Below are 7106 nucleotides of genomic sequence, written 5' to 3'. Positions count from 1 at the left end.
GTCGCAGGAGCGGCGCCCGTCACCGGTGCGGATCTTCCCCGCCCGGTCGGCGATCTTGCCGACGAGCTCATCGGCGATCCCCCCGACCGCCACCAGCGCCGAGATCGCCATGCACCGCTCACCCGCGGAGCCGAACCCTGCGTTGACGGCGGCGTCAGCGGCGAGGTCGAGGTCGGCGTCGGGCAGCACCACCATGTGGTTCTTCGCACCCCCCAGGGCCTGCACGCGCTTGCCGTTCGCGGTGCCGCGCTCGTAGACGTACTTGGCGATCGGGGTGGAGCCCACGAAGGAGACCGAGGCCACGTCGGGGTGGTCCAGCAGCCCGTCCACGGCGACCTTGTCGCCCTGCAGCACGGTGAAGACCCCGTCGGGCAGACCGGCCTCCTTCCACAGCGCGGCGATGAACAGCGCCGCGGAGGGGTCCTTCTCACTGGGCTTGAGGACCACGGTGTTGCCGGTGGCGATGGCGACGGGGAAGAACCACATCGGGACCATCGCGGGGAAGTTGAACGGGCTGATGACCGCGGTCACGCCCAGGGGCTGGCGCACCGAGTGGACGTCGACGTTGGTGGAGGCGTTCTCGGTGAAGCCGCCCTTGAGCAGGTGGGGGATGCCGCAGGCGAACTCCACCACCTCCTGGCCGCGGGCGACCTCCCCGGCGGCGTCGGAGACGACCTTGCCGTGCTCGGCGGTGATGATCTCCGCCAGCTGCGGGGCGCGGGCGTTGAGCAGCTCCCGGAAGGCGAACAGCACCTGGGTGCGCTTGGCCAGGGAGGTGTCGCGCCAGGCGGGGAACGCCTTCTTGGCCGAGGCGACCGCGGCCGCGACGTCGGCAGGCTCAGCCAGCACCACCTGGCGGGCCACCTCACCGGTGGCGGGGTCGAACACATCAGCGGTGCGGGTGGAGGAACCGCTCGTGGCGGCCCCGTCGATCCAGTGCTGGACGGTCTCGCTCATGGTCGTGCTCCTCAGTTGCTCTCGGAGGGCTTCAGGAACTGGCGCTGACGCGCCTTGTGCTGCTCGTAGACCCCGCGGGCGCGCTGGGTGCTCTCGAGCGCGGAGACCTCGCTGACCGGGACGTCCCACCAGCTGTCGCTGGACGGCGCGTCGACGAACGGGTCGGTGTCGACGTGGATGACCGTCGACTCGGTGGACGCCTTGGCGTCGAGGATCGCGGCCTCCAGCTCCTTGCGGGTGCTGGTGCGGACCACGTGCATGCCGAGGCTGGCGGCGTTGGCAGCGAGGTCGACGGGGAGGAAGTCACCGTCGAGCCGACCGGAGGAGGTGCGCGCCCGGTAGCGGGTGCCGAACCGCTGGCTGCCCAGCTGCTCGGACAGGGAGCCGATGGAGGCGTACCCGTGGTTCTGCACCAGGACGATGATGACCTTGACGCCCTCCTGGACGGCCGTCACCAGCTCGGTGGCCATCATCAGGTAGGAGCCGTCACCGACCATGACGAAGACGTCGCGGGGCGCGGCGCCACGGCGCGCATCGTCCTCGGCCGCCATGGCGACGCCGATGCCGCCGGCCACCTCGTAGCCCATGCAGGAGTACCCGTACTCGACGTGGTAGCCCTTCGCGTCGCGCACCTGCCAGAGCTTGTGCAGGTCACCGGGCATGGAGCCGGCGGCACACACGACGACGTCGCGCGGGTCGGACAGCTCGTTGACGGCGCCGAGCACCTGGTTCTGGTCGGGCTGGACGTCCAGGTCTCCGGAGTCCCGCGCGTAGACCGACGCGACGGTCGCGTCCCACGCGGCCTTGAGCTCCGCGGTGCGGGCGCGGTGGTCGTCACCGACGTCGTACCCGTCGAGCGCCGAGGCCAGGGCCTCCAGGCCCTCCCTGGCGTCGGCCACCACGGACACCGCGGAGTGCTTGGCGGCGTCGAGGGAGGCGACGTTCAGGGTCACGAACCGCACACCGGGGTTCTGGAACGCCGTGCGCGAGGCGGTGGTGAAGTCCTGGAAGCGCGTGCCGACACCGATGACCACGTCGGCCTCGCGCGCCAGGGCGTTGGCCGCGGTCGTCCCGGTCGAGCCGATGGCACCGACGGACTGGGGGTGGTCGAAGGGGAGCGCGCCCTTGCCGGCCTGGCTCTGGCCGACGGGGATGCCCGTGGCCTCCGCGAGGGCCGCGAGGGCCGCCTGGGCACCCGAGTAGTGGACGCCGCCACCCGCGATCAGCAGCGGGTTCTGCGCCGACCGGATCATGTCGGCGGCCCGGGCCAACGCAGCGCGCTCGGGCAGCGGACGCCCGACGTGCCAGGTGCGCTCGGCGAAGAGGTCGTCGTCCCAGTCGTGGGCCTCGGCCTGCACGTCCTGCGGGAAGCAGACCGTGACGGCGCCGGTCTCGGCCGGGTCGGTGAGGACGCGCATCGCGCCCAGCAGCGCGCCGGGCAGCTGCTCGGGGCGCCAGACCCTGTCGAAGTAGCGCGACAGGGGGCGGAAGGCGTCGTTGACGGTGACGTCACCGGACTCAGGGCGCTCCAGCTCCTGCAGCAGCGGCCCGGCGGAGCGGGTGGCGAAGGTGTCGGCCGGCAGCAGCAGCACCGGGAGGCGGTTGATGGTGGCCAGCGCCGCGCCGGTGAGCATGTTGGTGGAGCCCGGCCCCACCGAGGCGGTGACGGCCCACGTCTGCAGGCGGTCCTTGGCGCGGGCGTAGGCGACGGCGGTGTGCACCATCGCCTGCTCGTTCCGACCGAGGACGTAGGGCAGACCTGGCTCACGACCGGCCTCGAGGGCCTCGAGCTCGTCCTGCAGCAGCGCCTGGCCGAGACCGGCGACGTTGCCGTGGCCGAAGATGCCGAGCGCGCCGGCGAAGAGCTTGGTGCGCACGCCGTCGCGCTCGACGTGCTGGTTGGCGAGGAACCTGACGGTGGCCTGGGCGACCGTCAGGCGAGTCGTCGGTCGAGCAGTGGTCATCGGGCGTCTCCGAGGGGCAGCCGGGGGTCGGTGGGCTGGTCGGCCCAGGTGGAGCGCACCCAGGCGTGGTCGGGATCGTCGACGATCCGCCAGGCGCGGTCGTCGGCGGGGCCGGCCATCGCGTTGAGGTAGTAGAGGTGGTTGCCCGGAGCGGCCATGCAGGGGCCGTGCCAGCCGTGGGGCACCAGCACGGTGTCGCGGTCGCGGACCTCCGCCAGCACGTCGATCTGGCGGTCCTCGCGGTCCGACGTGGAGTAGGTCCGGTGGTAGCCGACGCCCGGCTCTCCGGACGGCCCGGGAGCCACCTCGAAGTAGTAGACCTCCTCGAGCTCGCTCTCGTGCTCGGTGGTCTCGTCGTGCTTGTGCGGCGGGTAGCTCGACCAGTTGCCGCCCGGGGTGACGACCTCGACGGCGACGAGCTTGCTGGCCACGTCGACGTCGGCGGAGGCGAAGTTGCGCACCTCGCGGGTGCAGGTGCCGGCCCCGCGGAGCTCCACGGCCACCTCGTCGACGCCGATGTGGCGGACGGGCTTGCGGACGCCGTCGGGCAGCACACCGGTCTTGGCGCCGGGCACCCCGACGCGGGCGCCGTCGCCGTCCGGCGAGGCGCTGAGCACGGCCTTCGAGCCAGCGGGCAGGTAGAGCACGTCCGTCGGCCCCGCGAAGACGGAGGCGCGTCCGGTGAGCTCGTACCGGTCGTCCTGCCCCGCGGCGCCCTCGACGACCACGGTCAGGCCTCCGCGCAGCGGGACGAGCACCACCTCGTCGTCGCCGGTGTCCAGGTGGACCTCCTGGCCGGGGGCCAGGTCGGCGGCGCGCAGCGACGTCCACCCCCACCCGGCGACCTCGGGGGTGACCCTGACGTCCCAGACGCCGTCGGCGGCGGCGCCGGCGGGCAGGTGCAGGTCGGCGTTCGACGCCGTCGACGACGTCACGGGGCTACCAGCACGTCCCGCACGATGGCGTCGAGCTGGGCGTCGGCCTCGAGGAACTGGCGCAGCGTCTTGCGGGTGGCGCCGTACTCCTCGAACTCCTCCACGGTCATCCCGTCCACCTCGTAGGCCTTGGTGAACTCCGAGATGGTGCGCAGCGCCGCGAGGTGCTCCTCCGCGACCGGCTGGTCGATGGCGTGGGGGTCCACCGGGAGGTCGTTCTCGTTGAAGCGCGCCTGCCAGTCGAACGGCGGGGAGACCACGAGGTCACCGCCCTGCAGCTCGCTCCACTGCATGGAGTTGCGGAAGGCCGCCGAGAGGATGCGCACCCGGTAGCCCCGCTCGACGAAGAGGTGGTGGGCCTTCTTCAGCGCGGCGACGCCGGCCCACTCGAGGTGACCCGGGTCGACGAGGATGCGCTCCTCGGCGACGTACGCCTTCAGCCAGTCGTCGAGGCGGCCGCCCATGATCGTGCAGACGTGGCCGAACTCGGGCACGGGCAGTCCCTCGGCCTCGCGCCGCTGCATGCCGCGCTCGATGGCCTCTGCCACGGCGATCGCCTGCGGCACGGTGAACGAGACGGTGGCGTTGAGGGAGACGCCGCGGTAGGCGGCCTCCTCCATGGCCTCGATGCCGGTCCTCGTGGCGGGGATCTTCACGATGATGTTCTTCGCGAGCTTCGAGAAGCGCTCGGCCTGGTCGGCCAGGGCGGCGGCGTCGCGGTGGAAGCGCGGGTCCGTCTGCATCGACAGGCGGCCGTTGCGGCCGCCGGAGGCCTCGAACGCCGGCTCGAGCAGCTTGGCGGCCTCGACCGAGAGCTCTTCGACGACCATCCAGCCCAGCGCGGACTCCCCGGCGGTCGGGTTCTCGGCGGCGAGCTCGCGCAGGCGGGCGGTCCAGCGCGGCTTGTCGGCGTTGATGGCCGCCAGGGCGATGACCGGGTTGCACGTGGCGCCGACGGCGCCCCAGGCGATGGACCTGGTCAGCTCGCCGATCTCGGCGGAGTCGTTCCACAGCGCGGTGGGCGTGGTGGCCGCGGCGACCGCGGTGGGCAGGTGCGCCTGCGACGGGTCGAGGCTGGGCAGCGGGTTGGCGCTCGCAGCGGTCTGGCCCGCGGGGGCGGGGGCCGGAGCGGGGTTCGGTGCGGTGGTGGTCACGGGACGGTCCTCCTGGGAAGGGTCAGCGGACGAGGGAGACGGCGGTGTCGACGGCTGCGGCGACGTCGTCGTCGGGGGGGAACAGCAGGGCGCGGCCGACGACGAGGCCGCGCACCGCCGGCAGCGCCAGGGCGCGGCGCCAGGTCTCGTAGGTGGCGTCGGGGGCCGCGACCGGGTCGCCGCCCAGGATGAGGGTGGGCAGGGTGGTGGCCTCCATGACGCGCTCCATGTCGTCGACCACGGGCAGCTTCATCCAGGTGCGGGCCGAGGAGGCGCCGATGCCCTGGCCGACGTGGATGGAGGTGATGACGCCCTCGGGCGAGAGGTCGTTCACCACCTTGCGGCCGTCGCGGAAGCTGACGAACGGCTCGACCATGGCGACCTTGCCGGCGCGGTTGAGGTCGGTGACCGCCCTGGCGCAGGTCTCCATCGTCGCCACGGTGCTGGGGTCGTCCCGGTCGATGCGCAGCAGCATCTTGCCGGCGTCGAAGCCGGACTCGACGATGCCGGGCACGTCGTAGGCGGTCATGCGGTCGTCCATCTCGAAGACCGAGCCGGCGAGGCCGCCGCGGTTCATGGAGGCGATGACGACCTTGTCCTCCAGGGCACCGAGCAGCAGGAGGTCCTCGGCGATGTCGGCGGTGGCCAGCAGCCCGTCGACGCCGGGACGCGCGAGGGCGGTGCGCAGCCGGTCGAGGAGCTCCGTGCGGCTGGCCATGGCGTCGGCACGGCCGCGCGCCGAGAGGGCGCCACGGGCGGGGTGGTCCGCGGCGACCACCATGAGCCGGCCGTCCTCCGGCACGAAGGAGGGCCGGCGCACGCGGTCGGCGAGCGCCGCGGCGACGGCCTCGGGGTGGCGCGCGCGCAGCTCGGTGACCTCCGCGTAGGTCCGCGCCCGGGGCGCCGGGAGCACCGTGGTGGGGGTCCGGGTGTCAGGCACGGGAGGACTCCTCGGCGTGGTCGGTGCGGTGGGCGGAGACGTGGGCGGCGATCTCGGCCGCCGTGGGCATGGCCGTCGAGCACTCCAGGCGGGAGGCGACGATGGCCCCCGCGGCGTTGCAGCGGGCCAGCAGGTCGTTCAGCGGCAGGTCCGCGAGGAGCCCGTGGATGAGCGACCCGCCGAAGGCGTCACCGGCTCCCAGGCCGTTGACGACCTCGACCGGGGTGGCGGGGACGACGACGCGCTCGTCGCGGGTGGCGCCGAGCACGCCGCGCGGGCCCTGCTTCACGACGGCCAGCTGGACCCCGAGCTCGAGGAGGGCGTCGGCGGCCGCGTCGGCGTCGTCCTCGCCCGTCGCCACCCAGCACTCCTCGCGGTTGCCCACGGCGACCGTGACGTGCGAGAGGGCGCGCTGGGCCTGCTCGCGGGCGGCGTCGACACCGCCGGCGCCGAGCCAGAAGTCGGGGCGGTAGTCGAGGTCGAGCACGGTGCGGGCACCGCCGACAGCTGACGAGGCGGCGGAGCGCGCCTCCAGCGCCGCGTGGTGCGCAGAGCGGCTGGGCTCCTCGGACAGGCCGGTCAGCGTCACCCAGAGGAGGTCGGCTCCGGTCACGGCGTCGAGGTCGAGGTCCGACTCCTCGAGCTGCAGGTCGGGAGCGGTGGGGCGGCGGTAGAACCAGATCGGGAAGTGGTCCGGCGGGAAGATCTCGCAGAACGTCACCGGGGTGAGGTGCGCGGCGTCGGTGGCGACGAGGGCGTCGTCGACGCCCAGCTCGCGCAGCGCCCGGCGCACGAAGCGGCCGAAGGGGTCGTCGCCGACGCCCGAGAGGAGCGCGGGGCGACGGCCGAGGCGGGCCGCGGCGACCGCCACGTTGGCGGCGCTGCCGCCGAGGAACTTGCCGAACGTCTCGACGTCCTCGAGGCCGACCCCGGTCTGGAGGGGGTAGACGTCGACGCCGCAGCGTCCGACGACCAGCACCTCGGGGGCGGCGGCGGGCGTGTTCACGCAAGACCTCCACGTCGTCGTGCGGCTGGGTGGTGGTGCGGGGGTGCGGGGGGCGCCGCGCAGGACGGCCCCCGGCGTCCGGGGGCGGCAGCACCGCCGGTGACGACACTGCTCCCGATGGCCACCGCCTGTCAAGTGTTGTCCTGACAT

Annotated in this window: 6 protein-coding genes; all 6 read right to left on the bottom strand. The window is 73.4% G+C overall.

The features are described 5' to 3' along the window. Window positions 1-957, bottom strand: a 957-nt coding sequence (locus FMM08_RS22205; protein ID WP_147928527.1) for an aldehyde dehydrogenase family protein, incomplete at its 3' end; no start/stop codon positions are given. A gap of 11 nt (window positions 958-968) precedes the next feature. After that, window positions 969-2921, bottom strand: a complete 1953-nt coding sequence (gene iolD, locus FMM08_RS22200) for a 3D-(3,5/4)-trihydroxycyclohexane-1,2-dione acylhydrolase (decyclizing) (RefSeq protein ID WP_147928526.1) — start codon at window positions 2919-2921, stop codon at window positions 969-971. Beyond that, entirely contained in the window at window positions 2918-3856 is a 939-nt protein-coding gene (gene iolB / locus FMM08_RS22195) for a 5-deoxy-glucuronate isomerase (protein WP_147928525.1), read from the bottom strand. The genes iolD and iolB overlap by 4 nt, the downstream gene beginning before the upstream one ends. After that, window positions 3853-4908, bottom strand: a complete 1056-nt coding sequence (locus tag FMM08_RS22190; protein ID WP_147928541.1) for a transaldolase family protein — start codon at window positions 4906-4908, stop codon at window positions 3853-3855. The genes iolB and FMM08_RS22190 overlap by 4 nt, the downstream gene beginning before the upstream one ends. A 124-nt stretch (window positions 4909-5032) precedes the next feature. Next, window positions 5033-5923, bottom strand: coding sequence for a Cgl0159 family (beta/alpha)8-fold protein (locus FMM08_RS22185; RefSeq protein WP_147928540.1), 891 nt, complete (start codon window positions 5921-5923; stop codon window positions 5033-5035). A 19-nt stretch (window positions 5924-5942) separates the two neighbouring features. Further along, a complete protein-coding gene (gene iolC, locus FMM08_RS22180) occupies window positions 5943-6956 on the bottom strand; it encodes a 5-dehydro-2-deoxygluconokinase (protein WP_255472692.1) in 1014 nt (337 codons plus the stop codon). Window positions 6957-7106: the final 150 nt, after the last annotated feature.

The sequence above is a fragment of the Quadrisphaera setariae genome (genome assembly GCF_008041935.1).
Lineage (GTDB): Bacteria > Actinomycetota > Actinomycetes > Actinomycetales > Quadrisphaeraceae > Quadrisphaera > Quadrisphaera setariae.
This window is presented reverse-complemented; position numbering and strand designations above follow the sequence as displayed.

Excerpts from the sequence above, each read along its gene's own strand:
- iolD (WP_147928526.1), bottom strand. The coding sequence starts at position 2,921 with ATGACCACTGCTCGACCGACGACTCGCCTGACGGTCGCCCAGGCCACC.